Annotated in this window: 24 protein-coding genes, 1 tRNA gene and 1 pseudogene; 9 read left to right on the plus strand and 17 right to left on the minus strand. The window is 70.5% G+C overall.

From position 1 onward, the window contains the following. Positions 1-85: 85 nt before the first annotated feature. The 3 genes from otsB to SZ60_RS04335 form a co-directional block, all read right to left on the minus strand. The gene (otsB, locus tag SZ60_RS04325) at positions 86-865 is read right to left on the minus strand and encodes a trehalose-phosphatase (RefSeq protein WP_043593986.1); all 780 of its coding nucleotides are present in this window, start codon (positions 863-865) and stop codon (positions 86-88) included. Continuing rightward, positions 862-2,367: an alpha,alpha-trehalose-phosphate synthase (UDP-forming) gene (otsA, locus tag SZ60_RS04330; protein ID WP_052505148.1), complete on the minus strand. Its 1,506-nt coding sequence runs from the start codon at positions 2,365-2,367 to the stop codon at positions 862-864. Before otsA ends, otsB begins: the two co-directional genes overlap by 4 nt. A gap of 108 nt (positions 2,368-2,475) precedes the next feature. Continuing rightward, the gene (locus SZ60_RS04335; RefSeq protein ID WP_082059862.1) at positions 2,476-3,246 is read right to left on the minus strand and encodes a fructosamine kinase family protein; all 771 of its coding nucleotides are present in this window, start codon (positions 3,244-3,246) and stop codon (positions 2,476-2,478) included. Positions 3,247-3,264: 18 nt separating this feature from the next. Here SZ60_RS04335 and SZ60_RS04340 point away from each other — a divergent pair, with 18 nt between their 5' ends. Beyond that, positions 3,265-4,305 (plus strand): magnesium transporter CorA family protein, encoded by a 1,041-nt coding sequence (locus SZ60_RS04340; protein WP_082059869.1) that lies wholly within the window; start codon positions 3,265-3,267, stop codon positions 4,303-4,305. A gap of 83 nt (positions 4,306-4,388) precedes the next feature. Then, a pseudogene (locus SZ60_RS16795) lies at positions 4,389-5,117 on the plus strand (sugar phosphate isomerase/epimerase family protein); the annotation flags it as partial. 71 nt (positions 5,118-5,188) lie between these two features. On the opposite strand, the gene SZ60_RS04345 reads toward SZ60_RS16795, so the two are convergent. Further along, positions 5,189-6,343 carry an SLC13 family permease gene (locus SZ60_RS04345; RefSeq protein ID WP_043593987.1) on the minus strand — a complete coding sequence of 385 codons (1,155 nt, stop codon included), beginning with the start codon at positions 6,341-6,343 and terminating at the stop codon, positions 5,189-5,191. Between the two features lie 122 nt (positions 6,344-6,465). Here SZ60_RS04345 and SZ60_RS04350 point away from each other — a divergent pair, with 122 nt between their 5' ends. Then, entirely contained in the window at positions 6,466-6,645 is a 180-nt protein-coding gene (locus SZ60_RS04350) for a hypothetical protein (RefSeq protein ID WP_043593989.1), read from the plus strand. A 69-nt stretch (positions 6,646-6,714) separates the two neighbouring features. Here SZ60_RS04350 and SZ60_RS04355 read toward each other — a convergent pair whose 3' ends face one another. After that, positions 6,715-8,007, minus strand: coding sequence for a mechanosensitive ion channel family protein (locus SZ60_RS04355; protein ID WP_082059870.1), 1,293 nt, complete (start codon positions 8,005-8,007; stop codon positions 6,715-6,717). A gap of 97 nt (positions 8,008-8,104) precedes the next feature. Between SZ60_RS04355 and SZ60_RS04360 the strand changes: the two genes are divergently transcribed. Continuing rightward, positions 8,105-8,884: an alpha/beta hydrolase gene (locus SZ60_RS04360; RefSeq protein WP_043593990.1), complete on the plus strand. Its 780-nt coding sequence runs from the start codon at positions 8,105-8,107 to the stop codon at positions 8,882-8,884. A 52-nt stretch (positions 8,885-8,936) separates the two neighbouring features. Here SZ60_RS04360 and SZ60_RS04365 read toward each other — a convergent pair whose 3' ends face one another. The 4 genes from SZ60_RS04365 to SZ60_RS04380 form a co-directional block, all read right to left on the minus strand. Next, positions 8,937-9,176, minus strand: a complete 240-nt coding sequence (locus SZ60_RS04365; protein WP_156155483.1) for a hypothetical protein — start codon at positions 9,174-9,176, stop codon at positions 8,937-8,939. Positions 9,177-9,426: 250 nt separating this feature from the next. Continuing rightward, positions 9,427-10,341 (minus strand): glycine betaine ABC transporter substrate-binding protein, encoded by a 915-nt coding sequence (locus SZ60_RS04370; RefSeq protein ID WP_043593993.1) that lies wholly within the window; start codon positions 10,339-10,341, stop codon positions 9,427-9,429. Between the two features lie 75 nt (positions 10,342-10,416). Then, positions 10,417-11,373, minus strand: coding sequence for a proline/glycine betaine ABC transporter permease (locus tag SZ60_RS04375; protein WP_082059863.1), 957 nt, complete (start codon positions 11,371-11,373; stop codon positions 10,417-10,419). After that, positions 11,370-12,641, minus strand: coding sequence for a glycine betaine/L-proline ABC transporter ATP-binding protein (locus SZ60_RS04380; protein ID WP_043594035.1), 1,272 nt, complete (start codon positions 12,639-12,641; stop codon positions 11,370-11,372). Before SZ60_RS04380 ends, SZ60_RS04375 begins: the two co-directional genes overlap by 4 nt. 490 nt (positions 12,642-13,131) lie before the next feature. Between SZ60_RS04380 and SZ60_RS04385 the strand changes: the two genes are divergently transcribed. Continuing rightward, a complete protein-coding gene (locus SZ60_RS04385; protein ID WP_043593995.1) occupies positions 13,132-14,670 on the plus strand; it encodes an amino acid permease in 1,539 nt (512 codons plus the stop codon). Positions 14,671-14,714: 44 nt separating this feature from the next. Then, on the plus strand, positions 14,715-15,890 hold the full coding sequence (locus SZ60_RS04390) for an acyltransferase (RefSeq protein ID WP_197073498.1): 1,176 nt from the start codon (positions 14,715-14,717) through the stop codon (positions 15,888-15,890). Between the two features lie 36 nt (positions 15,891-15,926). Here the strand turns inward: SZ60_RS04390 and SZ60_RS16315 are convergent, their stop codons facing one another. Beyond that, complete coding sequence (locus SZ60_RS16315) at positions 15,927-16,601, minus strand: SGNH/GDSL hydrolase family protein (RefSeq protein ID WP_197073499.1); 675 nt, start codon at positions 16,599-16,601, stop codon at positions 15,927-15,929. Between the two features lie 392 nt (positions 16,602-16,993). After that, positions 16,994-17,066 (minus strand) — tRNA-Lys (locus SZ60_RS04400). A 97-nt stretch (positions 17,067-17,163) separates the two neighbouring features. Here SZ60_RS04400 and bcp point away from each other — a divergent pair. Further along, the gene (bcp, locus tag SZ60_RS04405; RefSeq protein ID WP_043593998.1) at positions 17,164-17,634 is read left to right on the plus strand and encodes a thioredoxin-dependent thiol peroxidase; all 471 of its coding nucleotides are present in this window, start codon (positions 17,164-17,166) and stop codon (positions 17,632-17,634) included. A 79-nt stretch (positions 17,635-17,713) separates the two neighbouring features. On the opposite strand, the gene SZ60_RS04410 is transcribed toward bcp, so the two are convergent. Beyond that, a complete protein-coding gene (locus SZ60_RS04410) occupies positions 17,714-18,169 on the minus strand; it encodes a hypothetical protein (RefSeq protein WP_043593999.1) in 456 nt (151 codons plus the stop codon). A 168-nt stretch (positions 18,170-18,337) separates the two neighbouring features. On the opposite strand from SZ60_RS04410, the gene SZ60_RS04415 reads away from it, so the two are divergent. Continuing rightward, positions 18,338-18,586 carry a WhiB family transcriptional regulator gene (locus tag SZ60_RS04415; protein WP_043594001.1) on the plus strand — a complete coding sequence of 83 codons (249 nt, stop codon included), beginning with the start codon at positions 18,338-18,340 and terminating at the stop codon, positions 18,584-18,586. A gap of 110 nt (positions 18,587-18,696) precedes the next feature. Here SZ60_RS04415 and SZ60_RS04420 read toward each other — a convergent pair whose 3' ends face one another. Beyond that, positions 18,697-20,190, minus strand: coding sequence for a sensor histidine kinase (locus SZ60_RS04420; RefSeq protein ID WP_043594002.1), 1,494 nt, complete (start codon positions 20,188-20,190; stop codon positions 18,697-18,699). 163 nt (positions 20,191-20,353) lie between these two features. Between SZ60_RS04420 and SZ60_RS17780 the strand changes: the two genes are divergently transcribed. Further along, entirely contained in the window at positions 20,354-20,908 is a 555-nt protein-coding gene (locus SZ60_RS17780) for an Rv3235 family protein (RefSeq protein WP_255349701.1), read from the plus strand. An 82-nt stretch (positions 20,909-20,990) separates the two neighbouring features. Here the strand turns inward: SZ60_RS17780 and secA are convergent, their stop codons facing one another. From secA to SZ60_RS04445, 4 genes are all read right to left on the minus strand, one after another. Continuing rightward, on the minus strand, positions 20,991-23,837 hold the full coding sequence (secA, locus tag SZ60_RS04430) for a preprotein translocase subunit SecA (RefSeq protein WP_043594004.1): 2,847 nt from the start codon (positions 23,835-23,837) through the stop codon (positions 20,991-20,993). Between the two features lie 199 nt (positions 23,838-24,036). Beyond that, positions 24,037-24,741, minus strand: coding sequence for a ribosome hibernation-promoting factor, HPF/YfiA family (gene hpf / locus SZ60_RS04435; protein WP_043594006.1), 705 nt, complete (start codon positions 24,739-24,741; stop codon positions 24,037-24,039). 117 nt (positions 24,742-24,858) lie between these two features. Continuing rightward, positions 24,859-25,596 carry a phosphoribosyltransferase family protein gene (locus SZ60_RS04440; protein ID WP_082059872.1) on the minus strand — a complete coding sequence of 246 codons (738 nt, stop codon included), beginning with the start codon at positions 25,594-25,596 and terminating at the stop codon, positions 24,859-24,861. Positions 25,597-25,698: 102 nt separating this feature from the next. Next, the coding region (locus SZ60_RS04445; RefSeq protein ID WP_043594008.1) for an LpqB family beta-propeller domain-containing protein at positions 25,699-26,952 on the minus strand (1,254 nt) is incomplete at its 5' end.

A 26,952-nucleotide genomic window follows, 5' to 3' on the forward strand; every position in this document is an offset into this window, starting at 1 on the left:
GAGTCGCGGCGGAGAGTCCAGACTACCTTGCGGTCGCCTGGGAATGCTCAGACCGGATCATCACACCCGTGCAAGACATGCGGGGTCAGGCATGCCCCAGGTGCTCACGCAGACCGGCCAGTTCGACGAGCAGGTCGGCCATCGCGGCGGGGTCCGCGACGCGGTGCATCGCCCCTGTCTCTCCCGGGCCGACCTTGATCGACAGGTCGCCCTGGCCGAGCGCTCGGAAGCCGTCCTCGTCCGTCACGTCGTCCCCCGCGTAGAGGACGCCCGTGGCCTCGACGGCTTCACGGAGTCGGTCGATGCCGTCATTCTTGCCGGTCGCCCGGACGGCGAACTCGAGCACGTTCTTGCCGATCCGCTCGTGCATGCCGCCGAGCGCACCGACGGCCTCGCGGGCGGCACCGTGGACGGCCTCGGTCGTCGCGGCGTCCGCGAGCCGCGTGTGCAGGGCGAGGCCAGCGGGCTTCTCTTCGACGAAGACGCCCTCACGCCCCTCGGCCGCACCGTGGACGGCGTCGGACAGGCGCGCGCGGGCAGCCCGCTCGTCGTCGCTCAAGGAGGTCTCGTGACCGTCGATCCGGACCTCGATGCCGTGCGAGCCGACCAGCAGCACCTCGTCGGGGGTCTGGCTGACCTCGACCAGCGAGGCGAGGTCGCGCCCGGACACCAGGGCCACGGTGGTCTGGTCGAGGGCCGACAGGCGCGTGATCGCGTCCAGGGCCGCGGGCAGCGCCCGGGCCTGCAGGGGCGCGTCGACCTCGGGGGCGAGGGTGCCGTCGAAGTCGAGGGCCACGAGGAGGCGCGGGGTCGTCGCGAGGCGACCGAGCGCGTCGCTGAGCGCCAGGGAGTCGGAACCGGTCACGAGGCGTCGCCGCCCGTCGCGTCCGAGGCCGAGGCCGGGGCCGGGGTGATCTGCTGCCCCGGTCGCACGTTCTCGAGGGCCTGGAGGAAGGACGCCGACCACTTGGCCACGTCGTTCTCGAGCACGCGGCGGCGGAGAGCCCGCATGCGCGTGGTGCGGTCCCGCTTGGGCATCTCGACGGCACGCATGATCGTGTTCTTGAGGCCGCCGATGTCGTGCGGGTTGATCAGCAGGGCGCTCTTGAGCTCGTCGGCCGCGCCGGCGAACTCGCTGAGCACGAGCACGCCGTCGTTGTCGCGACGAACCGCCACGTACTCTTTCGCGACCAGGTTCATCCCGTCGCGCAGCGCCGTGACCAGCATGATGTCGGCGGCGAGGTACAGCGCCACCATCTCTTCACGGGGGTAACCGTGGTGGTGGTAGCTGATGGCCGTGTGGCTCATGGTGCCGTAGTCGCCGTTCACGCGGCCGACGGTCAACTCGATCTCGTCGCGCAGCTGCTTGTACGTCTCGACCCGCTCGCGGCTCGGGCTCGCGACCTGCACGAGCGTGGCGTCCTCGACGCTGAGCCGACCGTCGGCGAGCAGCTCGCCGAAGGCTTTCATGCGGTGCCGGATGCCCTTGGTGTAGTCGAGACGGTCGACGCCGAGCATGATCGTCTTGGGGTTGCCGAGGCCCTCGCGGATCTCGCGGGCCCTGGCCTGGACGTCGGGTCGGGCGGCGAGCTGTTCGTAGCTGGCGGCGTCGATCGAGATCGGGAAGTGCTTCGCCAGCACCCGGCGCACCTTCGTGCCGCGGCGCGACACCGGCGCGGACTCGTCGTCGACCGGCACCTCGATGTAGGGGCGCGTCGTCGAGTAGCCGAGCAGGTGTCGGACGGCGCGCGAGAAGTTCGACGCGTCGTCGGCCCGCTGGAAGCCGATGACGTCGGCGCCGAGCAGGCCCTCGACGATCTGCTGCCGCCAGGGCAGCTGCGAGAAGATGCCGAGCGGCGGGAACGGGATGTGGTTGAAGAACCCGATGGTGACGTCGGGTCGGGCCTCGCGCAGCATCTTCGGCACGAGCTGCAGCTGGTAGTCCTGCACCCAGATGGTGCCGCCCTCTTCGGTGATCTCGGCGGCCCGGTCGGCGAAGCGCTGGTTGACCTGCACGTAGGACTCCCACCAGACCCGGTGGTAGGTCGGTGCCGCGATGACGTCGTGGTAGAGCGGCCACAGCGTGTCGTTGCTGAAGCCCTCGTAGTAGCGCTGCACCTCGTCGGCGCTGAGCGGCACGGGGACGATCTCGATCCCGTCCGCCTCGAAGGGCTCGAACTCGAGGTCGGGCTGTCCCGCCCAGCCCACCCACGCACCGTCGTTGGCCTTCATGACCGGCTCGAGGGCGGTGACGAGACCCCCGGGCGAGTGCTGCCAGGACGCCGAACCGTCGTCGGCGACGACCCGGTCGACGGGGAGGCGGTTGGAGACGACGACGAAGCCGTAGCGTGCGGGGGTGTCAGGCATGGGGGTGGGTCAGCTCCTGTCGGATCGCCCGCACGGACGCGGGACGGCCAGATTATCAGCGGCGCCCAGACGCCCCCTGGCGGCCGGCGTACCCCTCTGCGGCGCCGGTCAGACGAGGCGCAGGGTCGCCTCGGCGGCCCGCACCAGCGCCACGCCGTAGCTCGGCCCGTGACCGGCGGCGTGCACGGCCAGCGGATGCAGCTGGTGCAGCGGCACGCGACCCTGCCATCCCTCCCCCAGCGGCGAGCGCGTCTCGTAGCCGGCCAGCACGTCGTCGAGGTGCGGGCAGCCGAACAACGCCAGCATCGCCAGGTCGGTCTCGGGGTGCCCGCCGTGGGCCGCCGGGTCGATCAGCACGACTCCCCCGCCGTCGAAGAGCACGTTGCCGGCCCACAGGTCGCCGTGGAGGCGAGCCGGCGGGACGTCGTCGTCGAAGGCACCGTCGGCGACGACGCGGCACGCCCGCTCGACGACCTCGAGGCCCGCCCGGTCGAGGCTGCCCGCCTCGACGGCGACGCGGGCGTACGGCAGGACCCGCTGTTCGGCGTAGAAGACGCCCCAGGTCGCCTTCGGTCGCACGGTCATCGATCGGCTGCCGATGAAGCACGGGCCCGTCCACCCCCGAGGAGGCGCGCCGAACGCGTCCGCGCCGCTCGCGTGGGTCACCGCGAGCGCCTCGCCGAATGCCCGGGCGGCCTCGGCCGTGGGTCGGACCTCGTGCACGGGATCGAGGTCGATGCGCCCCGGCGACGCGGACTGCACGCCCACCGTGCGCGCGCCTCCTCGGGGCGTGGCCTCGGCGAGCCAGGCGAGCCCGGCCGCCTCGGCCTCGAAGAACCCGGCGGGGGCGTCGGCACGCTGCTTCGTGTACGAGGTCACGGGAATAGCATGCGCCTCATGACCGACACCCGTCCCCCGCGCACCGAGGGGCCCCACGGCACCGCCGACGAGGGCGACCAGTCCGACACGACCATCGTCACGCGCGCCTATCGCGCGGGCGAGCTGATCGCCCACGACTTCCCGCTGCACGAGGTGAGCGACCACCTCGAGACCGACGGCTGCCACGTGTGGATCGATCTCACCGACCCGACCGCCGGTGACCTCGCCGCGCTCGAGGACGAGCTCGGCCTGCACGAGCTCGCCGTCGAGGACGCCCTGCAGGACGGACAGCGGCCCAAGATCGACCGCTACGACAACCATCTGTTCACGGCGCTCTACGACGTGCGCTTCGACCGTGCCAGCGGCGTGCTCGACACGAGCGAGGTGAAGGCGTTCATCACCGAGCGCGCCCTCGTGACGATCCATCATCCCGAGTTCGACGTCGCCCGGCTGCAGGCGACCTTCGACCAGAACCGCGACCTGGCGTCGCACGGCGTCTCGTACTTCCTCTGGGGGCTGCTCGACTGCGTCGTGGACCGGCACTTCGACGCCACGGACGCGCTCGACGACGAGATCGAGGGCATCGCCGACGACCTCTTCGACCCGGCGCCCCGCACCATCGACGTGCAGAAGCGCTCTTTCGCCCTGCGCAAGAGCCTCGTCCAGCTGCGGCGGGTGGCGTCGCCGATGCGCGAGGTGCTGAACACCCTGCTGCGCCGAGACCTGAAGGAGGTCGACGCCGACATGCAGCCGTACTTCCAGGACGTCTACGACCACGTGCTGCGCGTGGCCGAGCAGAACGACTCGCTGCGCGACCTCGTCTCGACCATCCTCGACACGAACCTCAACCTGCAGTCCAACCGCATGAACCTGATCATGAAGAAGGTGACGAGCTGGGCCGCCATCATCGCGGTCCCCACGGCGATCACGGGGTTCTACGGGCAGAACGTGCCGTACCCGGGGTTCCAGTCCCCCGCGGGCTTCGTCACGTCGTGCGTGCTGATCGTGGCGATCGGCGGCCTGCTCTGGTGGCAGTTCAAGCGCCGCGACTGGCTGTAGTCCGCCGTTCCCGCACTGTTCACCGCGGGGTCGACGCCGCTCTGCCGCACCGGTCGTAGCCTGGCCGCGTGATCACGGTCGGAATGAGCACGTCCTGCGTCTTCCCGCTGTCGACCGACGAGGCCTTCCGGCTCGCTCGGCTCACCGGCTTCGACGGGGTCGAGGTGATGGTGACGGCCGACCGGACGACCCGGCGCGCCGACCTGCTCCGTGCGGCGACCGCGCGCTGGGGCCTGCCCGTGCTCTCGGTGCACGCCCCCGTGCTGCCCGTCGCGCACTTCGCCTTCGGCCGGGACCACGTCGACAAGCTCCGCCGGTCGGCCGAGCTGGCCCGCGAGCTGGGCGCCTCGACCGTCGTCGTCCACCCGCCGTTCGTCTGGCAGAGGTCGTTCGCGGCCCGATTCGTGGACGTCGTCCGCGAGATCGCCGCGGAGACGGGCGTCACCTTGGCGGTCGAGAACATGTTCCCCCTCCGGTTCGGGCCGGTGGGGTTCGACGCCTACCGCCCCGGGCCCGACCCCGTGGCGACCGACGTCGACGCGGCCACCCTCGACTTCTCGCACGCCGCCGTCGCCGGTCGCGACGCACTCGACCTCGCCCTGGCGCTCGGGCCCCGGTTGCGCCACGTCCACCTGACCGACGGCGTCGTGTCGTCCCGGCCGGGCGGGCTGCACGACCAGCACCTCGTACCGGGCGACGGCACGCAGCCGGTCGCCGAGGTCCTGACCCATCTGGCCCGGTCGGGCTGGTCCGGCGTCGTCGCCGCCGAGGTGCACACCGCCGGGGACGAGGAGGCGCGGCTCGGCCAGCTGAGGCGGACGCTCGCCTTCGCGCGTCGTCACCTGGCGACCACACCCACGTCGGGCGCCGTCGACCGGCCCCCTCAGACGACCAGGACCGTCGCGACGACCGCGAGCGGCACGGCGACCGCCGCCACCCCGAGCCCCGCGAGCACGAACCGTCCCCACGCGACCTCGACGCCCATCGACGACAACCGGGAGTGCCAGAGCAGCGTCGCGAGCGAGGCCCAGGGCGTGACGAGGCAGCCGATGTTCACCCCGACGAGCACGGCCACGAGCCGCAACGGTGATCCGGCGACCGGTTCGAGGGCGAGGTAGGCCGGCAGGTTGTTCGCGACGTTCGCGGCGACGGCGCTGCCGCCCGCGAGCCGCAGCAGGTCGGGCAGCTGGTCACCCGTGCCCACCACGGCACCGAGCAGGTCGGCGAGGCCGAGCGAATGGGCGGCCTCGACGACGAGGAAGAGCCCGCCGGCGAAGAGCAGGGTGCCCCACGGCACCAGCCCGATCCGCAGGACGCCCCGGCGCCGCACGGCCGTGGCCACGACGAGCACGAGCGCCGCGACGGCCGCGGGGATCCACACCTCGACGCCCGAGACCAGGGCCGGCACGAGCAGTCCCGTCGCGACCGCGGCGACGCCGAAGAGCACGCGATCGGCCACGGGCTCGGACGACGGCGCCTCGAACCGGCCGACCAGCTGACGGCGGTAGCGCAGTCCGATCGCCACGACCGGGACGACGACGCCCACCACGGCGGCCGGCGCGACGAGGGCGGCGAACTGCACGGGGGCCGGCGACCCCAGCTCGTGCAGGGCGAGCAGGTTGGTGAGGTTCGAGACCGGCAGCAGCATCGAGGCGCAGTTCGCCAGCCACACCGTGGTCAGGGCGAACGGCATCGGCGGCAGGCCCGCGTGCCGAGCGACGATCACGACCACCGGCGTGAGCAGCACGGCCGTCGTGTCGAGCGAGAGGAACACCGTGCAGAGCACGGCGAGCGCCACGACCAGGAGCCACAACACGAACACCCGGCCTCCGGCGAGCCGGGCCGAGGCGGACGCCAACCAGGCGAAGAGGCCGGCCTCCGCTGCCAACTCGGCGACGATCGTGAGGCCGACGACGAACCCCAGCACGGGCGCGACCCGCTCGACGAGGGCGAGGAGTTCGTCGCCGGTCAGGACTCCGGTGACGACGGCCACGAGGCCGAGCGCCACGAACAGTCCTCCGAGCACGGCAGTGCGCACGGCATTCTCCTTCGACCGCGGGACGCACCGGCACGGGACGCCGGGCAGCTCAACTTACCCCCACCCGGACTCGTGCGACGTCACGCGGTACCGTGGTCGAAACGACCCCTGGGAGCCCCACCGTGCGCAAATTCCTCTTCAACGGCGCGATCATCAGCGCGATCTTCTCCGGCATCAGCCTCCTCAAGAGCCTGAGCGCCGGGCCGCGTGACTGGCGCCTCGCCCTCATGGCGATCAGCTGGGCGGCGTCCACCGCGATCGCCGTGGGCAACGTCATCGAGGCCGCGAACGACGACGACTGACGTCCGCCGAGACACCGAGGAGGCGCGTCCCGCTCTGGCGGGGCGCGCCTCCTCGTCCGTGTGGTCGCTTCAGCGACGCCCGTCGACGCCGGGCGTCGGCCCGGCAGGGTCGCCGTCGGGACGGCCGACGGGCGGGCCCCCGGGCCGGCCCGCGACGTGCGGGTCGTGTTCCGCCTCGGCACCGAGCGAGGCCTCGTACTCGGCGATGTCGTGGATCGGGATGGCGGCCGTGAACAGCGCGGTGCGCTCGGAGTCCGCGTTGTCGCCGCTGAACAGACCGGAGGCGTCCGACGTCGAGCGGGGAGCCCGCCCGGTCGGCACCGGTTCGGCCTCGACCATCTGCACCCGCGTCCGCGGGATCGACTGCGGGCTCTTCGCGTGCAGCCAGGCGATGAGGTCCTCGCGCACGAGGCAGCGCAGGTCGAACAGGGTCGGGGCGTCCTTCGCCGTGACCAGCACGCGGACGCGCACGTAGCCGGCCTGCGCGTCCGTGACCTGCAGCACCTTGGTGCGTCCGTCCCAGAGGTCGGTGCCGGCGAGGATCACGTCGAGCTCCTTCCGCATGGCGCCCGGGTCGACCCGCCAGTCCAGGTCTAACTCGACCGCGCCGAGCAGCTCGCTGTTGCGCCGCGTCCAGTTCTCGAACGGCGTGGTCGTGAAGTAGGTCGACGGCAGCACGAGTCGGCGGTCGTCCCAGACGTGCACGACCACGTACGAGAGCGTGATCTCCTCGATCAGGCCCCACTGCCCCTCGACCACGACGACGTCGTCGATGCGGATCGCGTCGCTGAAGGCCAGTTGGATGCCGGCGAAGACGTTGGCCAGCGTCGACTGAGCCGCGAGGCCCGCGACGACCGAGACCAGTCCCGCGCTGGCGAGGACGCTCGCGCCCACCGCCTCGACGCCCGGGAACCCGAGCAGCACGGTGCCCGCGGCGAGGATCACGATCAGGGCCACGGTCAACCGGCGCAGGATGAGCACCTGCGTCCGGACGCGACGGGCCACCCGGTTGTCGGGGGTGTCGACCCGGTAGCGCGACAGACCGAGGTCCTCGAAGAAGATCGCGAGGGCACCCACGAACCAGGCCACGACGACGATGATGGCGCACCGGAAGGACTGCGAGACCCAGCCCTCCCCCGGGTAGTCCGCGGGCAGCAGCGAGTCGAACGACGTGGTCAGGGCGATGACGAGCAGCACGACGAGCAGCGTCGCGCGGAACGGGCGACGCATGCGCTTCACGAACGCCTGCGCCCACTCCTTGCGCTTCGCGACCACTCCGACGACCGCACCGACCACGGCCGAGACGACGAAGGTGAGGACGACGGCGGCGACGAGCGAGATGACGAGTTGTATCCAGGGCATCCCCCGAGCCTGACGCATGACGCACGGCTCCGTCCCGGCTCGACCCTGGGACGATGGAACGGTGAGACGATCCACAGCTTCCCGTCACGAGTCCGCCATGCCGTCGACGCCCGTGCGTCACCGGTCACGACGACGACGCGTGCTCAAGGGGGTGGCCCTCGGGCTGTTCGCGGTCGTGGTGCTCGCCGCCACGGGGTTCTTCGTCTGGGCCAAGACGCCGATGTCGGCGACGGCCGCCTCGCTCGCCTCGGTGTCCGCCGACGACCGGGTCGAGGTGACGAGCAGGCCCGACACGGTCGTGATGCGACCGGCCGAGACGACCGCCACCGGCCAGGGTCTCGTCTTCGTCGCCGGCGCCCGGGTCGACCCGCAGGCCTACGAGCAGACCTTCGCGGGGCTCGTCGCCACCGGCGTCACCGTCGTCGTCGAACGACCCACTCTCGGGTTCGGCATCCTCGACCCCCGTCCGCTGTCGACCTTCACCGACCTCGCCCCCGAGGTCGACACGTGGGCCGTCGGTGGCCACTCGCTCGGCGGCGTGCGCGCCTGTCAGTACGCCGCCGACGACCGGGCGGTGGACGCGCTGGTGCTCCTCGGCTCGTACTGCGCGACCACCGACCTCTCGGACGACGACGAGCTGGCGGTCCTGAGCGTCGGGGGTTCCGAGGACGGCCTGAGCACCCCGGCGAAGATCGCGACGTACCGCGACATGCTGCCGGGCAGCGCGTCGGTGGTCGAGATCGACGGGTCGAACCACGCGCAGTTCGGCAGCTACGGCGAGCAGTCGGGCGACGGTTCGGCCACCATCTCGGACGAGGAGGCGCACGATCGGATCACGCGCCGGCTCACGTCGTTCTTCGCCGGCGTCGGTGGGTAGGCTCCCGGGCGTTCGTCCGGCCTGACCGAGGACGGCCCGGCGCGGCGGTTGATCAGATCGAGCGCTTGCGCTGCCGCAGGGCCTCGAGGGCGAGCCCCTCGGAGGGATACCGCCCGACGACCTCGCCCCAGCGGGGGTCGGCGCCGCGCAGCGCGACGAACGTGCCCTGCTCGGCCCGGACGTGGCCGAGCACGCGGTCGGGGGTCGACACCTGGACGAGGTCGGACGAGATGGTGCGCGTGATGACGCGGGCCATTCTCCTCAGGACGTCGGTCGGTGCGGTGGTGCTCACGTCTGGTGCCTCTCGTGCTGCAGGTGCGGGTGCTGCGGGGGCGTCTCGGTGACGTCCGTCGACGACGCTACCCGCGCCTCCCGGGGTGTGACCTCGGGGTTGCCTGTGCGTCGGATGTCGTCCGGCTGTGGTTTCACCCGGCTGCGTCACCCACCGACGGGTCCCGGTCCCGGCACCCCGCCGGTCGCCCGGCACGACGTCGCCCCGGTCGAGCGGGGCTCGGCCGGGGCGACGTCGTGCCGGGATCGCATCAGCTGGTGAGGCCGTCGACGTAGTCCTGGTTCTCGGAGATCCACTTCTCGACGACGGGGGCGTAGTCGTCGCCGTCGACCTCGTCACCGTTGAACATGGCGTTCTCGAGCGAGGACAGGGTCTCGGTGTCCATGTCGAAGCCCTGCAGCCACTCGGTCAGCTGCGGGAAGTTCGCCGTGAAGCTCTTCCCGCCGAAGGAGTGGATGCCCTCGGCGTCGCCCAGGGTGCCCTCGGGGTCGGCGAGGTCCTTGATCGGGAAGGCGTCGTAGGCCCAGTGGGGGCTCCAGAGCGTCACCGCGATGTTCTCGCCCGCATCGGTCGCGCTCTTCAGCTCGGTGAGCATGGCGGCGGTCGACGAGGTCTGCAGCTGCATGTAGTCCAGGCCGTAGGTCGGGATCGTCTCGTCCTGGACCGCGGCGGTGAGGCCCGCCCCCGGCTCGATGCCGACGATCTTGCCACCAAACAGGTCGGCGTTGGCCGCCAGCTCGTCGAGCGAGTCGATCGGGGCGTCCTCGTTCACGGCGACCGCGAGCTTGGCGCCGTCGTTCCAGGCGCCGAGGTCGGTGAGGTCGTCACCGTACTGCTCGATGTACGAGGCGTGGGTCGTGGGCAGCCAGGTGTCGAGCACGACGTCGTAGTCGTCCGTCGTGAGGCCGCTGTAGACGGGAGCGACGTCGGCCGGCTTGAGGTTGACCGTGTAGCCCTTCTCCTCGAGGACGGTCTTCCACAGCCAGGAGGCCGCGATGCCCTCGTCCCAGCCGTTGAACACGGCGAGGTCGACGACGGCCTGGTCGCCGTTGTCGAGGGTCTCGCCCTCGGCCGACGAGCTGCTGCCGGGAGGCGAGCAGGCGGCCAGTCCGAGGACGGCGGTGGTGCCGAGGGCGATCGATGCGGCGATGGTGCGCTTCTTCATGTGGTCCTTTCGGGTGGTGCAGGAGGCGCGGGTCGGGTGGGTACGTGTTGCTCCCGTCCCGCAGGTGGTCGGGGTCTAGGCCGAGGCCGTCGCGGGTTCGCGGCGGTCGGTCGGGGGCAGGGGCTGCTCGGCCTCCGCGCGGTCGGGAGCCGGGGTCGGAGGAACGGACCGGCGGTTCTGCGCCCTGGCCAGCCGCCGACCGCGACGGTCGGACCCGAGGGCCGCCGTCATGCGGTCGAGGACGATCGCCAGGATGACGACCGAGACTCCGGCTTCGGCGCCCAGCCCCACGTCGATGCGGTTGAGGCTCGCGACGATGTCGCCGCCCAACCCGCCCGCGCCGACCATGCCGGCGATGACGACCATCGACAGCGAGAGCATGATGACCTGGTTGACGCCGGCCATGATGCTGGGCTTCGCGAGCGGCAGCTGGATCTGACGCAGGATGCGCCACGGCGACGAGCCGAATGCCTGGCCGGCCTCGACCACCTCTTTGTCGACCCCGCGGATGCCGAGCTCGGTCAGGCGGACGCCGGGGGCCATCGCGAAGACGATGGTCGCGACGATGCCGGGCACGACGCCGACGCGGAACAGCAGCAGGGCCGGGATCAGGTAGACGAAGGCGGGCGTCGTCTGCATGAAGTCGAGCACGGGCCGGATGATCTGCGACGCCACGGTCGACTTCGCGGCGAGCACGCCGAGGGGGATGCTCAGGGCGATCGCGAGCGTGCTGGCGACGAGCACGAGGGCGAGGCTCGACATCGCGTTGTCCCACTGGTTGACCGTGCCGATGAACAGCAGGCCGACGGCCGTGCCGACCGAGAACTTCCAGCCCTTCGCGACGAAGGCGAGGGCCGCGATCACGATGACGACCGCCCAGAACGGAGGCGCGCTCAGGAAGTACGCGACCCACTCGTAGAAGAACGTGAAGACCAGGCGGACGACGTCGAAGAAGCCGCCGAGGTTGGTGGTGATCCAGTCGACGACGTCCGAGACCCAGGAGCCGAAGGGGATGCGGAGGTACTCGTTCATCGGGTGGCTCCTTCGAGGGTGGCGTCGAGCTCGACGTCCGAGATGCGGGTGACGGGCTCGAGCACGGGGATGGGCGAGGTGGTCGTGTCGACGTTGCCGAGCGCCGCGAGCAGGGTCACGCGCGGGATGACTCCGAGCAGACGGTCGGCGGCGTCGACGACGGCGATCGGCAGCGGGCTCTCGACGGCCAGCTCGAAGAGGTCGACGAGGGCCGCCTCGGGCCCGACCTTCGAGAACTCGGCGTTGACGATGGCCGCGAGGTCGGTGTCGTTCGCCTTGACCTGGCGCATGACGTGTCGGTCGCGCACCCAGCCGAGGAGCTTGCGGTCGCGGCCGGTGACGAACAGGGCGGCGGTCTGCAGGTCGCGCAGTGACCGCAGGGCGCCCCGCGGGCCGACCGTGAGCGGGACGACCGCCCGGGCGGGCTCCATGACGCTGGCCGCCGTGAGGACCCGGGCCCGGTCGACGTCCTGCACGAACTGGGCGACGTAGTCGTTCGCGGGGTCGGTGAGGATGTCCTCGGGCGTGCCGATCTGCACGATGCGGCCGTCACGCATCACGGCGATGCGGTCCCCGAGGAACATCGCCTCGTTCAGGTCGTGGGTGATGAAGACGATCGTCTTGCCGAGCTTCGCCTGCAGCTCGACGAGCTGCTCCTGCATCTCGCGGCGGATCAGCGGGTCGAGGGCCGAGAACGCCTCGTCCATCAGCAGGATGTCGGTCTCGGCGGCGAGGGCGCGGGCGAGGCCGACGCGCTGCTGCATGCCGCCCGAGAGCTGGCTCGGCAGCTTGTCCTCCCAACCCGCGAGGCCGACGATCTCGGTGACCTCCCGAGCCTTCGCCAGACGAGCCGCCTTCGCGACCCCCTGCACCTCGAGGCCATAGGCGACGTTGTCGATGACGGTGCGGTGCGGCAGCAGTGCGAAGTGCTGGAACACCATCGACACGTTCTGCCGTCGCACCTCACGGAGCCGCTTGGCCGGGACGTCCGAGATCGCGGAGCCCGCGACCTCGACCGAGCCGGACGTGGGCTCGAGCAGGCCGTTCAGCATGCGGATGAGGGTCGACTTGCCCGAGCCGGACAGCCCCATCACGACGAAGATCTCGCCGGGCTGGACGTCGAACGACGCGTCGATGACGGCGGCGGTGCCGAGGCCTGCGGCCTCCGAGCGGGAGGCACCCGCCTCGAGTCGGGCGACGGCGTCCTTGGGTCGGCGGCCGAACACCTTGTACAGGTTCCGGGCACGCACGGCAGGCGTAGTGGTCACAGGTGTCTCCAGGCACGCCGAGGGGGCACCGGCCGCTCGGGCCGGCTCGCCGTCGGCGGCGATCGGGTCGGGCGAACGGGTCGACGACGCGTGCGGACCGTGTCGGCTCAAGCCCACCGTGGAACCACGGGGCGAACCTGTCCTCCGCCGGGTCGGTCATGGGACCGGACCCTCGCGCCACCAGACCGTACGACGACCGGAACCCGAACTGGTCGGACCATCGGTCGGCGCGTCCTGATGATGACGGGCCCGGTCTCCCGGGCCTCCACGACCGTAGCCGACATCCGTCGTCCATCCGAATTGCGAACCGGCCCGACCACGCCTCCGGTGTACCCCGGTCACGGTGCGTCCCGGCGTGTCGCCCATGTCTGCGGGCTCGTCGATCGTCACCCATTCGTTACCCGCATGTGAATCGGCACCGCGCCTCCTGGGGGTTCGCCTGTCTCGCGACGGTGATGCGGACGAAACCGATAGGGGCTACGGTCGACCGATGACGAGTCCCACGAACGGGGGCGGCGACGCCTCCACCGAGACGCACCTCCCGCAAGACTTCTCGCACGAGCAAGAGGGCTTCCAGCACGGTCTCAAGCCGCGTCAGCTGCAGATGATCGCCATCGGCGGGGCGATCGGCACGGGGCTCTTCCTCGGAGCCGGCGGCCGTCTGGCCTCGGCCGGTCCGGCTCTCGCGATCGTGTTCGCGATCTGTGGCGTCTTCGCGTTCTTCATCCTGCGGGCCCTCGGCGAACTGGTGCTGCACCGCCCGTCGTCGGGGTCGTTCGTCTCGTACGCCCGCGAGTTCTTCGGTGAGAAGTTCGCCTACGCGGCCGGGTGGATGTACTTCCTGAACTGGGCCATGACGGCCATCGTCGACGTCACCGCGGTCGCCCTCTACCTGCACTACTGGTCGGCGTTCACCGCGGCACCCGACTGGTTGCTGGCCCTGGTGGCCCTCGCCGTGGTGCTCTCGGTCAACCTGCTGGCCGTGAAGGTCTTCGGCGAGATGGAGTTCTGGTTCGCGATCATCAAGGTCGCAGCCCTCGTGGTGTTCCTCGTGGTCGGCGTGGTGTGGCTCGCGGCGGCTTTCCCCGTCACACACGACGGTGCCGCGGTCGACACCGGTTGGGGACTCGTGGCGTCGTCGGGCATCCTGCCGAACGGACTGCTGCCGGCCGTGATCGTGGTCCAGGGCGTCGTCTTCGCCTATGCCGCGATCGAGTTGGTGGGCACGGCGTCGGGCGAGACCCAGAACCCGGAGAAGGTCGTGCCCCGCGCGATCAACACGGTCATCATCCGCATCGCGGTGTTCTACGTCGGGTCGCTGGTGCTGCTGTCGCTGCTGCTGCCCTACACGGCCTACAAGGCCGGCGAGAGCCCCTTCGTCACGTTCTTCGGCAGCATCGGCAGCCCCGAGGTGGGCGACATCGCGGGGTCGATCATGAACTTCGTGGTCGTGACGGCGGCGCTGTCGAGCCTGAACGCGGGACTCTACTCGACCGGCCGCGTGCTGCACTCGATGGGCATGAACGGCTCGGCCCCGAAGTTCACGACGAAGATGTCGAAGGGCGGGGTGCCGTTCGGCGGCATCCTGCTGACCGCGAGCATCACCCTGCTGGGCGTTGTGCTGAACGCCATCGTCGGGGCGAACACGGCGTTCGAGATCGTGCTGAACATCGCGTCCCTGGGCATCCTGACCGCCTGGGGCACGATCATCCTCTGCCAGATGCGACTCCGTCAGTGGGCCAAGCAGGGCAAGGCGAAGGAGCCCTCGTTCAAGCTGCCGGGTGCGCCGGTGACGAGCTATCTGACGCTGGCCTTCCTGGCCGCGGTCGTCGTCCTGATGGCGATCGACTGGCCGATCGGGTCGTTCACGGTCATGTCGCTCGTCGTGATCATCCCCCTGCTGATGCTCGGTTGGCACCTGCAGCGCGACCGCATCCTCGCCGCCGCCCGCCTCCGTGAGGGCATGACGGGCCCCTACCCCGTGACCGGCCGCGACGCCGCCTCGCAGGTCCCCCGCGACGGCCAGTAGCCCGATCTGCGGGGACGGCCGCGGGGGTGTCCTATGGTTGTCCGGTGTCGACGCGAGCCCCCTCCCACTCGGCAGTCGCGTCCGAGACGGGGCGACGGAATCGCCACACGTCACTCGACGGGCTGAGGGGCCTGGCCGCCCTGGTGGTCGTCGCCCATCACGCCCTCCTCACGCAACCGTCCCTGGCGGCTCCGTACTACGCGCCCGACGTCCCCACCACAGGACTGACGCGCTGGGCGGTCAACACCCCCGTGCACCTGTTCTGGGCAGGTACCGAGGCGGTCTACCTCTTCTTCGTCCTGTCCGGCTTCGTCCTGGGACTCGCCGCACAGTCGGCCACGTTCACGTGGAGGACCTACCTACCCGCACGTCTGGTGCGTCTCTACCTTCCGGTCGCCGGGGCGGTCGCGCTCGGGGCTCTGTTGATGGCCGTCCTGCCCCGCGGTTCGCAGGCCAGTGCCTGGTTGGCCGCTCGAGCCGTCGACTACCCGGCGCTGGCCGTCGTCCAGGACCTCACGTTGCTGGGCGGCGTCTCGAAGGTGATCAGCCCCCTGTGGTCGCTGCAGTGGGAGGTCGTCTTCTCGCTGTTCCTCGCCGGGTTCCTCTCGTGGGGGCGTTCGGTCCATCCGGCTGGGCAGATCGGCGTCGCACTCGTCGCGTCCACCTGGGGGTTCTACCTCGCGACACCGGCCCTGTCCTATCTCCCGCTGTTCCTCGTCGGCACGGCATTGGCCCAGTGGTGGCCGGATCTGGCGAGTCGCCTCGAGGAGGGCGCGCGGGCGCACGTGCGATGGGGTGTCATCCTGGCCTTCGCCCTGACGCTGATCGCGTCGTACTGGCTGTTGTTGCCGAGCTTCTCGTCGGACAGGCTCTTCTGGATGACACGACCGGCCGTCGAGATCGGTGTGACGCTCGTCCTGGTGGCGGCTGCGACGTGGGCTCCCCTCAGATGGCTGCTCTCGGCCAAGCCGTTCCGTTGGGCGGGGCTCATCTCGTTCAGCCTCTATCTGGTCCACGAGCCGATCCTGATCGCCGCGGCGTCACTCGTCCCCGGCTCGCGGTGGGCGATCGTCGGGGGCGTGCTGGTCGCGGTGGCGACGGCCGTCGGCTTCTTCTTCTTGGTCGAGAAGCCGAGCCACAAGATCGCACGCCTTCTCGGGGGACGACGCGTCGACGGGCCGACCGAAAGCCGCGCATCCGTCGCAGCCTCCCACGACTGAGGGCTGCTCAGCCCGAGCGAAGTGCGCTGGACACGGTCAGGCCGGGTGTCCCGTCCGTCCTCGGTCGCTTTCGCATTGCCGCACGACACCGACGAAGCGGTCCGCCAGGAACGCGTAGCCTGCGGCGTCGAGGTGACGACCATCGGCGGCGGTGAAGTCCGCACTGTTGGCTGCGGTGAACCACCGTCGCTCCACGACGTCGATGTAGGTCGCTCCGCTCGCTCTCACGGCAAGGCCGATCGTCCGGGACACGTCGACGTAGTCCAGGCCCGCCGGAAGGGGCGCGGACGGACCCATGGCGAGGACGGCGGCATCGGGCCACCACGTCCGCGCATCGCCGAGGGCGTCGACCACGGCCGCGGAGACGACGCCGGGCGCCGACGTGGCGTCGTTCTGGCTCCCCTGGAACACGATGAGGTCGAATCGGACGCCCGCGTGCGTGGCCAGCCGCTCACCGAACGGAGCCGCACTCGGCGACGGAACACCCGCCTTCGTGTAGCCGCTGCCCGGAACGGCGTCGACGACGACGTCCCAGTCCAACTCCTCGGCAGCACGGACCGCCCAATTGTCGACGGCAGGTTCGGAGGCGCCGGAACCTGCTGTGTAGGAATCGCCGATGATCAGCACCCTGGGCGTCGCAGGGAGGTCCAGCACGGGCGCCTGCCGGGCGTCGGTGGACACCGCACCGAATCTGACGATGACGGCCAGCACGACGAATCCGATCCCGGCTACGGCCACGGTGATGCCCAGGGCCGTCATGGCTCGACTGGGCCAAGACGTGTTCCGCAGCCTGCGGTCGCTCCGGCCCTCCATGTCCCCAGCGTAGATCGAGCGACCTGGCGACCTCCTCCCCGCCCCACGACGAGCGAGCCGGCGTCCCCCGTCCACCCCGTGACGAGCGAAGCAACGTCACCCCCCTGACGAGCGAAGCAACGTCACCCCCCTGACGAGCGAAGCGACGTCACCCCCGTGCAACGGCGACCTGGCGGGCCCGGCTAGCTCCCCGTGCAGGGTGGGCCGCGGTCCGCGGAGCGGACCAGACCCACACGACGAAAGAATCCCCCGGTTCTGCGAAGCAGAACACGGGGGACCCAATTCTTTCGTGCACCCCCTCGGACTTGAACCGAGAACCCACTGATTAAGAGTCAGTTGCTCTGCCAATTGAGCTAGAGGTGCGTGCTGCGATCTCTCGCAACGACGGTCAACACTAGCATGAGATCTGACCCACTCAGAACCACCGGCGCCGTCCGCGGCGCCCGCAGATCGGAGCACCATGTCCACGAAGCTCGAGAAGGGCGCTGCCGCGCCGACGTTCACCCTCGACGACGAGAACGGTTCGCCCGTCTCGCTCGCCGACTACTCGGGGCAGAAGGTCATCGTGTACTTCTACCCGGCGGCGTCCACGCCGGGCTGCACGACGGAGGCGTGTGACTTCCGCGACAACATCAACTCGTTGAAGTCCTCGGGCTACCAGGTGCTGGGCGTCTCGAAGGACGAGCCCGGCGCGCTGCAGAAGTTCAAGGACGAGCAGGGGCTGAACTTCCCGCTGCTCAGCGACCCCGAGCTGACGGTCCACCAGGCGTACGGCGCCTACGGAGAGAAGAACAACTACGGCCGCATCGTGACGGGCACGATCCGGTCCACCTTCGTGGTCGACGAGCAGGGTGGCGTCGAGCTGCCCCTCTACAACGTCAAGGCGACGGGGCACGTGGCGTCGCTCCGCAAGAAGCTCGGCCTCGACTGACGCCTGTCGTCGACGCGAACGCAGGAGGCGCGGTGCCGGTCCTCGGGGCCGGCACCGCGCCTCCTGCGTTCGAGGACCGTCAGTAGACGTGCGGCTCTTGATCGCGGGCCGAGGTGGCGGCGACCACGGACGGCACGAGCAGGAGGACGACGACCGCGACGGCCGGCACGAGGAGCGCGAGGCCGATGGTCGGGTTCGCGAAGACGCCCTGCAGGCTGCCGATGCCGACCGCGAACTGCAGCACCTGCCAGACGATCGCCGCTCCACGGATCCAGGCTCGACCCCGCAGGGTCCCGACGACGATGGACGCCAGCCAGGCGGTCGCCAGCAGGGTCAGCACGAAGATCGCGACGGCCGAGGGATACGAGTCGGGGCGCGCCACGAGCAGCTCGACGAGCAGGAACACCGCCGTCGCGGCGACGAGCAGGAACTCGGCCGCGAGGAGCACGATCACGACCCAGAGCAGGGCGGGTCGACGGGCCTCGGCAGACCGACCGGTCTCGTCTCGGGGGCCGTCAGGGCCTGCTGTGGTCACGTGTGAGCCTCCGAAAAATCCTTGATTTGGCCGTACCAGTATGCGACCATATTCGAGGTCGAAGTGACGCGCACATTGCGGTGCGCGCCTCCCGCATTCTTCTCTTTCCCCATCCCGAACCAGGCGCTTCGACGTGCCTGGTTCTGCACTTTTAAGGAGTACCCATCGATGGATTGGCGCGACAAAGCCGCTTGCCTGCAGGCTGACCCGGAGCTCTTCTTCCCCGTCGGCAACACGGGTCCCGCCGTCGACCAGATCGACAAGGCCAAGGCCGTGTGCGGGCGCTGCACCGTCACCGAGACCTGCCTGCAGTACGCGCTCGAGACGTCTCAGGACTCGGGCGTCTGGGGCGGTCTGAGCGAAGACGAGCGTCGTGCGCTCAAGCGTCGCGCCGCTCGCGCCCGCCGCGCCAGCTGATCCCTCGTCGACCGCTTCCGGCGGACGACCTCCGGCCTCTCGGCCGATGACGAAGCCCGGCACCTGATCACAGGTGCCGGGCTTCGTCGCGTCCGGAGGTACGCACGAGGTCAGGGCTGGGTGAGCCACCGGAACGGGATCTCGATGGTGACCTCGGTGCCGTTGCCGACGAGGGTGTGCCAGTCGATGGTGCCGCCGAGCTCACCCTGGATCAGCGTGCGGACGATCTGGGTGCCGAGGCCCGAGCCGACCTTGCCCTCGGGCAGGCCGACGCCGTTGTCGCGCACCTTGACCGTGAGCTCTTCGGCCCGGCGGTCGGCGACGATCTCGACCTCGCCGTCACGGCCGTCGAGACCGTGCTCGACGGCGTTGGTCACGAGTTCGGTCAGAGCGAGGGCCAGGGGCGTCGCGTACTCGCTCGGCAGGGCACCGAAGCTGCCCGTCATGGTGGGGCGGACCGTCGTGTTGTGGCTCGACGCCACCTCGGCGATGAGCATGAGCACCCGGTCGAAGACGGTGTCGAAGTCGACGTTCTGGCTGAGCCCCTCGGACAGCGTGTCGTGCACGACGGCGATCGACTGCACGCGGCGCATGGCCTGGGTCAGCGCCTCGCGGGCGACGTCGGTGCGTGTGCGTCGGGCCTGGATGCGCAGCAACGAGGCAACCGTCTGCAGGTTGTTCTTCACCCGGTGGTGGATCTCACGGATCGTGGCGTCCTTGGTGATCAGCTCGCGCTCCTGGTGACGCAGCTCGGTCACGTCGCGGCAGAGCACGATCGCCCCGACGCGCTCACCGCGGTCACGCAACGGGATCGCCCGCAGCGACACCGTGACCCCCCGCGCCTCGATGTCGGTGCGCCAGGGCGCCCGACCCGTGACGACCAGCGGCAGGGACTCGTCGATCACGAGCTTGCCCGCGAGCAGTCCGGTGGTGACCTCGGCCAGCGACTCGCCTTCGAGCTCGCCGGCGAACCCCATGCGGTTGAACGCCGACAGGCCGTTGGGGCTCGCGAAGGTCACCATGCCGTCGACGTCGAGACGGAGCAGCCCGTCGGAGGCGCGGGGTGCACCTCGTCGCGGGCCCGTCGGAGCCCCGAGGTCGGGGAAGTCACCGGCGGCGATCATGGCGAAGAGGTCGTTGGAGCACTGGTTGAAGGTCAGCTCTTGGCGGCTCGGAGTGCGGGCCTCGCTGAGGTTCGTGTGCCGGGTGATGATCGCGATCGGCGCGTCGGTGACGTCGGGTCGGCTGGCCCCCAGGCGCCGGAGCACGGGCACGGCCCGGACGCGCGTGGGCGTCTCTTCGTACCAGTCGGGTGCGGCGGAGTCGACGATGCGGGTCGTCGTGAAGGCTTGCTCGATCTGCTCGCGCCACTCGGGGCGAACCTCTTGTCCGACGAAGTCGCGGTAGAACAGCGTGGCCGAGCTCGACGGACGCGCGTGGGCGACGGCGACGAAGCTGCCGGCCTGTGTGGGCACCCAGAGCACGATGTCGGCGAAGGCGAGGTCGGCGAGCAGCTGCCAGTCCCCCACCAGCAGGTGCAGCCATTCGACGTCCACCTCGCTCGAGAGGCCCTGGGCGAGAACGAGATCACTGAGCGTCGACACCCGTTCAGTCTAGGTCGACGACCCGTCCGGGGACGTCGGTCGCCTCCGAGCACGACCGCATGCCGGCGAATTCTCCACAGACCGTCGAGTCGGTCTGGTTTAGGCATCTCACATGTCATATCTTCTAGTCATGCCCGGACGCACGTGAACAGGAAGACTGCCCATGCCCTCGAACACCCACGCCCTCGCCCTTGCCGAGCCCCTCGGGCCCCCAGCACCACCTCGCCCGCACCTGAGGCCCGTGCCGCCGCTCGGCGACCCGGGCCGGGCGGCGCCGACCGCTCCGGTATCGGCCCCCATACCCGACGGTCGCCCGTCCGGCACCAGATCCCACGTCCGACCCGTCCCACCGGCCGGCACCCCGCCCGAATCACCGTTCCCCGACGATCCGGACCTGCTCGTGGAGAACCTGGTCCGCTGCGTCGTCGAGATCCTCGCCGGGGCACGTGAACTCGACCAGGTCTCGCGGTGGGTCACCGAGGACGTCTACCGCACCCTGCACAAACGCGTCGTCCTGGCGGCCCGGGCCCGATCGGCCCACGGCACCCGTGCACAGAGACCGGTGTTCACGATCGGCAGCATCCGGTCGAGCTCGCCCGCCGACGGGGTGATCGAATCCGTCGTCGTCCTGCACGGGCGCGGTCGCAGTCGGGCGGTCGCCGTCCGTCTCGAGACCTACGACAGCCGGTGGCGAGCAGCCGCCGTGCACGTGCTCTGACGGTCGACCGAGACCCTCGTGACAGACGATGCGCCCCCGAGCCAGGCTCGGGGGCGCATCGATCGTCGGTCGGACGAGGTGATCAGCGGGTCTTCTTGCCGGACGCCCGACGCTCGGCCCGGTTGACCGGCGCCTCGGAGCCACCGGTCTTCTGGCCGAAGGCGCCGACCTTGCCGTCATCCGTCTGACGGGCAGCCGGGCCGCCGGCAGCCCGTGCCGCGGCGATCTCGGGCGATTCGGAGCGCTCGGCCTCGTCTTGGGCCTTCTGTGCCTTGGCGGTCGCGCCCTTCTCGAGCTGACCGCGCTGGTTGCGCACCTCGACCTCGCCGTCGATGTTGGGAGCCGAGTAGGCGAGCTGCGCCTGCGGCTGCTTCTCGGCCTCGAGCCCCTTGGCCGCGATGACCGGCGCCTCGGCGGCACCGACCTGGCCCTGTACCTCGACCTCGAGGTTGAAGAGGAAGCCCACGGTCTCTTCGCGGATCTGCCCCATCATGCTCTGGAAGAGCGCGTAGCCCTCGCGCTGGTACTCGACGAGCGGATCGCGCTGGGCCATGGCCCGGAGACCGATGCCGTCCTTCAGGTAGTCCATCTCGTACAGGTGGTCCCGCCAGCGACGGTCGATGACCGACAGCACGACTCGACGCTCGAGCTCGCGCATGGCGGGCTCGCCGAGGGTCTCGGTGCGCGCGTCGTAGGCGACCTTGGCGTCGGAGAGGATCTCTTGACCGAGGAACGCCCGGGTCGCCTTGCCCTTCGAGCCGGCCTCGGTGATGACCTCGTCGATGGTGATCGAGATCGGGTACAGGGTGCCCAGTTCGGTCCAGAGGGCGTCGAGGTCCCAGTCGTCGGGACTGCCGTCACCCGTGTGCTGGTCGATGACCTCGTTGACGACGTCCTCGAGGAATTTCTGGCTGCGATCCTTCAGATCGTCGCCCTCGAGGATGTGTCGACGGTCACCGTAGATGGCCTCGCGCTGACGGTTGAGGACGTCGTCGTACTTCAGCACGTTCTTGCGGATCTCGGCGTTGCGCGACTCGACCTGCGACTGGGCGGAGCGGATGGCCCGCCCGACGATCTTGTTCTCGATCGCGAGGTCGTCGGGCACGTTGCCGCGGCCCATGAGGGATTCGGCGGCACCCGAGTTGAACAGGCGCATCAGGTCGTCGGTCAACGACAGGTAGAAACGGCTCTCGCCGGGGTCACCCTGACGACCCGACCGACCGCGCAGCTGGTTGTCGATGCGACGGGACTCGTGACGCTCGGTGCCGAGGACGTACAACCCGCCCGCCTCGATGACCTTCTCGGCCTCTTCTTGCACGGCGGCCTTCTGGGCGGCGAAGACGTCGTCCCACGCGGCCTCGTACTCGTCGGGGGTGTCCACCGGGCTGAGCCCCTTGGCGTTCATCTCGGCGACGGCGAGGAACTCGGCGTTGCCGCCGAGCATGATGTCGGTACCGCGACCGGCCATGTTGGTGGCGACGGTCACGGCACCGGCACGACCGGCCTGGGCCACGATGGCCGCCTCTCGAGCGTGGTTCTTGGCGTTCAGAACCTCGTGCTTGACGCCCTTCTTGGCGAGCAGTCGAGAGAGGTACTCGCTCTTCTCGACGCTGGTCGTGCCGACCAGCACGGGCTGACCCTTCTCGTGCCGCTCGACGATGTCTTCCACGACCTGGTCGAACTTGCTCGTCTCGTTCTTGTAGACGAGGTCGGTCTGGTCGATGCGCTGCATCGGCCGGTTGGTCGGGATGGGCACGACCCCGAGCTTGTAGGTGCTCATGAACTCGGCGGCCTCGGTCTCGGCCGTGCCGGTCATGCCGGAGAGCTTCTTGTACAGGCGGAAGTAGTTCTGCAGCGTGACCGTCGCGAGGGTCTGGTTCTCGGCCTTGACCGACACGCCCTCCTTCGCCTCGATGGCCTGGTGGATGCCCTCGTTGTAGCGGCGCCCGCTGAGGATGCGGCCGGTGTGCTCGTCGACGATCAGCACCTCGCCGTTGATGACCACGTAGTCCTTGTCACGCTTGAACAGGGCGTCGGCCTTGATCGCGTTGTTGAGGAACGAGATGAGCGGGGTGTTCGCCGACTCGTACAGGTTGTCGATGCCGAGGTAGTCCTCGACCTTCTCGATGCCGGGCTCGAGCACGCCCACGGTGCGCTTCTTCTCGTCGACCTCGTAGTCGGTACCCGACACGAGACGCCGGGCGATGGTGGCGAACTCGGTGAACCAGCGGTTGGCCTCGCCGGACGAGGGACCCGAGATGATGAGCGGCGTGCGGGCCTCGTCGATGAGGATCGAGTCGACCTCGTCGACGATCGCGAAGAAGTGGCCTCGCTGCACCATGTCCTGCGCCTGCCAGGCCATGTTGTCGCGGAGGTAGTCGAACCCGAACTCGTTGTTGGTGCCGTAGGTGATGTCGGCGGCGTACATCTCGCGACGCTCGGCCGGGGTCTGACCCGACAGGATGCAGCCGGTCGTCATGCCGAGGGCGCGGAACACGCGCCCCATCAGCTCGGACTGGTAGCTCGCGAGGAAGTCGTTGACCGTGATGACGTGCACGCCGCGGGAGGCGATGGCGTTCAGGTACGCCGCCGTGGTGGCGACGAGGGTCTTGCCCTCACCGGTCTTCATCTCGGCGATGTTGCCGAGGTGCAGCGCCGCGCCACCCATCAGCTGCACGTCGAAGTGGCGCAGTCCCAGGGTGCGCTTCGACGCCTCACGGACGGCGGCGAAGGCCTCGGGCAGCAGGTCGTCGAGGGACTCACCCGAGGCGTAGCGCTCGCGCAGCTCGACCGTCTCGTTGCGCAGCTCGTCGTCGGTGAGGGTCGTGAAGTCGTCCTCGAGCTCGTTGACCGCCTTGGCGTAGGCCTTCAGCTTGCGCAGCGTGCGGCCCTCGCCGACGCGGAGGACCTTCTCGAGGACGTTGGCCACTGGTGTGCTCCCATGTGTTCGGTCGAACCCGCGGAACGCTCCGCGGTCTCGCTGAGGTGATCCGCATCGGAGCACCGAGGTGTCGACGGTCCGTCCTGGACCGGCCCACGATCTTAGCAAGCGTAGTGGCCGACCCCCTGGGAGGCGGCAGGGACGTGCCCGCGCCTCCCGGGGTGTCGGCCACCGGATGCCTCGGGGGTCAGTTCACCAGACCCGCCCGCAGCGCCGTCGCGGTCTCTTGGAGGTCGGGCGAGTCCTGGTCGAGCCCGATAACGCCGTAGTCCCAGCCCTTGCGCCGGTACACGACGCTCGGGCGCTCGGTCTCGGCGTCGATGAAGAGGTAGAAGTCGTGGCCGACGAGCTCCATGTAGTAGAGCGCGTCGTCGACCGACATGGGCGTCGACGCGAAGACCTTCTCGCGGATGACCACGGGGCAGTAGTCCTCGTCGAGCTCGTCGGCGGGGGCCTCCTCGCCCACCACCGTCACGGCCCCGGTGCGGACCTGGTCGAGCGTCTCGGCCGCCGCGGGCGTGACGCCGACACCGCTGAAGTCGGCCGTGGCGGCCTCGCGCAGGGAGATCGGTCGGTGTTGCCCACGATGGATCTTCTGCCGGTCCTTCGCCCGGCGCACCCGTTCGAGGAGGCGACCGATCGCGAGATCGAACGCCGCGTACTTGTCGGCGGCCGTGGACTCGGCCCGCACGAGGGGGCCGGGGCCGATCAGGGTGATCTCCACCCGGTCGTCGCCCGCCTGCCCGCCGGACTTCTCGTGATGCCGCGACACCTTGACCTCGAGGGCCAAGGCCTTCGTGGCCAGCGCGGCGACCTTGTCTGCCTTCTCGGTGGCGTACTCGCGGAAACGATCGGTGATGCCGACGTTTCGACCCGTGACGGAAATTTCCATGACGACCTCCTGTGGCTATCGACGTGCCGCCTGTCAGCCAGGCGGATGTCCTTTCACGCCTTTCGCCCCACCGTAGCCACCCGGACACCCCCGTGTCACGCACCGTTCACCGTTCGCTCAGGGGCCACCTCGGCTCGACCGCAACGGGGTGGCGGCGAGACAGGCCGCACCGACCACGACCGCGCCCCGGGCGGCCAGCGCGCGCCGCGCCTCCTGGAGGGTGCCGCCGGTCGTCACGACGTCGTCGACGAGGACGACACGCGACCCCGAGAGATCGCGGGTGACGCGCAGACTGCCCTCGCGTCCGCTGAGACGCTGCTGCCGGTCGCGGCCCTTCTGGCCGCCGCCGGCCCGCGCCGTCGGCACGAGGAGGCGGGTGCCGGCCACGAGACCGAGCCGGCGCAGCACGACGTCGACCGGGTCGTAGCCCCGCCGACGCCGCCCCCGTCGCGACGACGGCACCGCGACGACCAGCAGCGCCCGATCGCCCGCGCCCCCGCCGACGGCGGGTGCACCCTCGGCCGTCGCGCGGCGGGCACAGCACTCGAGGGCGGCGGCGAGGGCCGGGGCGAGCACCTCGGCCAGGCGCACCCGACCGCCGTTCTTGAAGGCCAGCACGACACCCCGCGCCTCGAAGGCGTAGACGAGTCCGGCGAAGACCGGGAGCCCGTCGGGCAGGTCGACCCGGACGACCTCGGGGACGAGCCGACGCCGGCAGTCGTCGCACAGACCGACGTCGGCCCTCCGGCACCCCGCGCACGAGACGGGTGACACGACGGACAGCGCCTCGCGGCCGGCCCGCGCGAGGGCGTCCCGCACGACGTGGACCGGACGGGGATGCGAGGGCCGGGGCATGCCGACAGCGTGGACTCCCCCGGGCGCGTACACCGCGCCTCCGTCGTCCGTGGTGGACAGCCGTCCGGCGGCCCGTCCTGGGGAGGAGTCCTTCCCCGGGTGTCAGCGCTGTGTCGCCACCAGGTCGGCCGTCAGCCCCGTCGCCTGCCAACTGCTGCCCCGGGGTTCGAGCACGTCGCCGTCGGCACCCAGCAGCAGCAGACGGTCGAAACCGTTGCCGCCGACGATCGCGACCGCCTCGCCGGACGGGCGGCCGGCGCTCGACGAGTCCCCGCCGACCTCGGACATCGTCACGCGCGACGACTCGCCGACGGAGGTCAGGACGGCGACGGTCAGTTGATCGGCCCAGGTCGCGTCGACGGGCGCGCCGTCCGGAGCCGACAGCTCGAGGGGCTGGCCCAGCCGGAGCGGGACCCCGTCGGCGTCCCGCACGACGGCGGCCACGAGGAGGCGCGACTCGCCCTGGTCGTCGAGCAACAGCAACGCGCGGGTGCCGTCGCGCGAGATGCGGAACGTCGTGACGCTCGGACCCGCCGGCAGCGACGCCACCACCGGATGGGGCGTGCCGTCGAGCGCGTACGCGGTGAGACTCGACGGGTCGTCGGCGACGACCGACCAGACGAAGCCCGCGTCGTCGAGCGAGGGGGCGACCAGTCCGGTGCGGGCGTCGACCAGCCGGGCTCCTCCCGAGGCCGTGACGGCGTACGTGCCCGACGAGGTGCCGACGGCGGCGCTCGTCTGGTCCGCCGACAGCTCGACCGACCGGGGCCGGAGGGCCTCGACCGCGTCCGAGAGCCCCGGGAGCCGGCTCGTGGCACTCGTGGTGGCGAATCCGAGCACGCCCTCGGTCAGCACGAGGGGCCGGGCGTCGACCGCGGGGTCACGCACCGGCACGGGCTGCTGCATGGCCGGCACGGACAGCGGGGCACCCTCGACGCTGAGCTCGACGGCCGTCACGGTCGCGAGGGTCGAGAAGCTCGCCAGCAGCTGGGCCTGCATCCGGGCCCGGGCGTCGGGCGTCGCCTCGAGGGCGTCGGCGGTGAGGTCGACACGGGCCGTCCCGTCGTCCACGGTGATGGCCGTCAGCGACAGCTGGGTCCCTTCGGGGAAGGCCGAGACCACGGCGCCCTGCAGCCAGTCCGACGGCCCGTCGAGCAGCGCCGTCGCGAGGCGCGTGCTCGTCGACGACCGGGCGAGGAACCACCGTTCGTCCGGCACGAGATAGGTGAACGTGGGGTCGTAGAAGTAGGCGGCGTGCGACCGGAAGACCGAGTCGAAGGTGGCCGGCGAGAGGATGATGCCGTCGGGGGCGTCGCTGATGCGCCACTCGCCGCCCTCGCGGACGAACGAGAACGC

The organism is Frigoribacterium sp. MEB024, assembly GCF_000878135.1.
Taxonomy (GTDB): Bacteria; Actinomycetota; Actinomycetes; order Actinomycetales; family Microbacteriaceae; genus Frigoribacterium.

Coding starts and splice junctions, on each gene's coding strand:
- otsA (WP_052505148.1), bottom strand. CDS start 2,367: ATGCCTGACACCCCCGCACGCTACGGCTTCGTCGTCGTCTCCAACCGC.
- SZ60_RS04340 (WP_082059869.1), top strand. CDS start 3,265: ATGACCGACACCCGTCCCCCGCGCACCGAGGGGCCCCACGGCACCGCC.
- SZ60_RS04355 (WP_082059870.1), bottom strand. CDS start 8,007: ATGCCCTGGATACAACTCGTCATCTCGCTCGTCGCCGCCGTCGTCCTC.
- SZ60_RS04360 (WP_043593990.1), top strand. CDS start 8,105: ATGCCGTCGACGCCCGTGCGTCACCGGTCACGACGACGACGCGTGCTC.
- SZ60_RS04370 (WP_043593993.1), bottom strand. CDS start 10,341: ATGAAGAAGCGCACCATCGCCGCATCGATCGCCCTCGGCACCACCGCC.
- SZ60_RS04375 (WP_082059863.1), bottom strand. CDS start 11,373: ATGAACGAGTACCTCCGCATCCCCTTCGGCTCCTGGGTCTCGGACGTC.
- SZ60_RS04385 (WP_043593995.1), top strand. CDS start 13,132: ATGACGAGTCCCACGAACGGGGGCGGCGACGCCTCCACCGAGACGCAC.
- bcp (WP_043593998.1), top strand. CDS start 17,164: ATGTCCACGAAGCTCGAGAAGGGCGCTGCCGCGCCGACGTTCACCCTC.
- SZ60_RS04415 (WP_043594001.1), top strand. CDS start 18,338: ATGGATTGGCGCGACAAAGCCGCTTGCCTGCAGGCTGACCCGGAGCTC.
- SZ60_RS17780 (WP_255349701.1), top strand. CDS start 20,354: ATGCCCTCGAACACCCACGCCCTCGCCCTTGCCGAGCCCCTCGGGCCC.
- hpf (WP_043594006.1), bottom strand. CDS start 24,741: ATGGAAATTTCCGTCACGGGTCGAAACGTCGGCATCACCGATCGTTTC.
- SZ60_RS04440 (WP_082059872.1), bottom strand. CDS start 25,596: ATGCCCCGGCCCTCGCATCCCCGTCCGGTCCACGTCGTGCGGGACGCC.